The sequence below is a fragment of the Mesorhizobium sp. LSJC280B00 genome (assembly GCF_000502835.1).
Lineage (GTDB): Bacteria > Pseudomonadota > Alphaproteobacteria > Rhizobiales > Rhizobiaceae > Mesorhizobium.
The window spans coordinates 1-1928 of the sequence record NZ_AYVL01000102.1 but is presented as its reverse complement, the minus strand read 5'-3'; the positions used below and the strand labels follow the sequence as shown (position 1 = coordinate 1928).

Below are 1928 nucleotides of genomic sequence, written 5' to 3'. Positions count from 1 at the left end.
ATCGCCGAATTGCAAAAGCAGGGCCATCGCGTGGCGATGGTCGGCGACGGGATCAACGACGCGCCGGCGCTGGCACGGGCCGATGTCGGCATTGCGATGGGGGGCGGCGGCACGCAGGCAGCGCTGGAAGCCGCCGACATCGCATTGATGAAGGATGACCTGGCAAGAATTGTCAGCGCCCGCGCGATTGCGCGACGCGCTTACCGGACAATTCAGGAGAATATCTTCGTCGGCGTTGGTGTTGTGCATGTTTTGGGCATTACCGCAGCGCTGATGGGCTGGATCGGTCCTATCCAGGCAGCGATTTTGCACTTGGGGCCAGATGTCCTGGTGTTCCTGAATTCGGCAAAACTGCTGCGCGTTCGAATCCAAGATGTTTAAGCGCATCTCTTTAAAGCCTAAGGCTTCGAACCGAACTAGCCAAAGCGGTCATTCGATTCGTCCGATCGGATGACTGCTACTGGCGCATGTGGTCGGTTGGCGCGTTCATAGATCAGATTGCCTGATGAGGCTCGGGAAGGTCCGGCCGGGGTGGAAAACCGCCGTTCAGCGCCCTATGCGAGCACGAAATTCGGCAGTCGAATTGGTGCGTGGAAACGGTTCGGAAGGCAACTGTACATCGAGAAAGGCACAAAGCGGCTCCCATCCTTCGGAGACTTGATACGTGAGAAGGCGTTCAGGCGGCAGCGTTGATTTCACGGAAGCGTTATGTGCTTCATAGACAGCGATTGCGTGATCACGGTTATCAAATCGACCGCCAAAGACAGTGTTTCCAACCACCGCCACACCAAAGGACTGTGGATCATTGGTAGCAGCATCCATCGTGAGCCCTATTGTTTGCGCCATGCTGTCATACCAGGCTTCCGGGTCACGAACTGTCAGGATAACCTTTGCATTAGGGTAGTGGTCACTCACTTGGCGCCAAAAATGCGCCGTTGGCCAATCGACCGCGGAAAGATAGCCGGCATATGCCGCATCCCAGGTCGGGAGTTGTCCTTGGCCGGCGGCGCGCCACAGCGCTTTCTGCTCGGGATTGGCGTGGACATCTGCCATGTGATGACACGGCCCGAACCCAAGATGCTCCAACGCGAGCTTCAGCGAATATGTGCCAGTGCGACCCATGCCTGCACCAATGACATCTAGAGCCATGAGCACCCCAAGGAGATTTCAATCGGTCAAAATACCGCTGTTTTCTTTAATTCGCTATATCTTTGAAGGTCAGCTCCGAATCGCGTCAAGCCGTAGCGCGCGAAGGTCAGTATTGGAGAAGCGCCGGGAATGGTGGCTCCTGGCGCCGCTGTGGCGAAGACGCGTGGATCGACACCACTATCCGCTGACGCAGCGCTTGCGCCGGTCGATGACGTGGATGCCCATCAAAGGATGGGAGACAACCGACAGCGAGTTTCCGCCGGGAACGTGATCGCGGTCCACCAAAGCCATCTTGAACGGCAAGGCCGTGCAGACCTGCTCCATCAGGCTGCTCGACGTATACCGCGCGACATTCGAGCAGCGTGGACACAAGCTGGCAAGGCAAGGGGTTAGGCGCCGCGCTGTTGCAAGACACCGTTCTGCGCACGCGTTACGCCGCGACGATCCTCGGGATTCGCGGCCTTCTTGTTCATGCCATATCGGACGAAGCGAAAGCCTTCTACGAGCACTACGGCTTTGCGGCTTCCCCGAAAAATCCGATGACCCTTGCGCTCTCGCTAAGGCGCGTTGAAAGAGCGAAACGTCTTGTTGTGCACAAGTTGGTAATCGCCTCGTAATCAACCAGCCGGAAAAAGCTTCCAGCGCCGCGGCCTAAAAGCCACGCGACTTTTCTGCGCCGCCGGATGGTCGACGGGCAATTCGATCTCGACCCGCCGACGTTCGCCGCCGATTTCGAGTTCCACGCGCCTGGTGCCGGCGACGCGGCGGCTGGCGGCGAC

The 1928-nt window shown here is 58.3% G+C and carries 4 protein-coding genes and 1 pseudogene; 2 read left to right on the top strand and 3 right to left on the bottom strand.

Annotation, left to right across the window (positions count from 1 at the left end):
- Positions 1-381, top strand: a 381-nt coding sequence (locus X773_RS0140645) for an HAD-IC family P-type ATPase (protein WP_031213487.1), incomplete at its 5' end; no start/stop codon positions are given.
- 165 nt (positions 382-546) lie between these two features.
- Here the strand turns inward: X773_RS0140645 and X773_RS76105 are convergent.
- Entirely contained in the window at positions 547-1149 is a 603-nt protein-coding gene (locus tag X773_RS76105; protein ID WP_084641948.1) for a sulfotransferase family protein, read from the bottom strand.
- 177 nt (positions 1150-1326) lie between these two features.
- A complete protein-coding gene (locus tag X773_RS77175) occupies positions 1327-1473 on the bottom strand; it encodes a hypothetical protein (RefSeq protein WP_023680966.1) in 147 nt (48 codons plus the stop codon).
- Positions 1474-1511: 38 nt separating this feature from the next.
- Between X773_RS77175 and X773_RS73430 the strand changes: the two are divergent.
- Positions 1512-1766: pseudogene (locus tag X773_RS73430) on the top strand (GNAT family N-acetyltransferase); the annotation flags it as partial.
- Here X773_RS73430 and X773_RS76100 read toward each other — a convergent pair.
- Positions 1767-1928 (bottom strand): TOBE-like domain-containing protein (locus tag X773_RS76100; protein ID WP_198023682.1); only part of this gene is annotated, 162 nt, incomplete at its 5' end.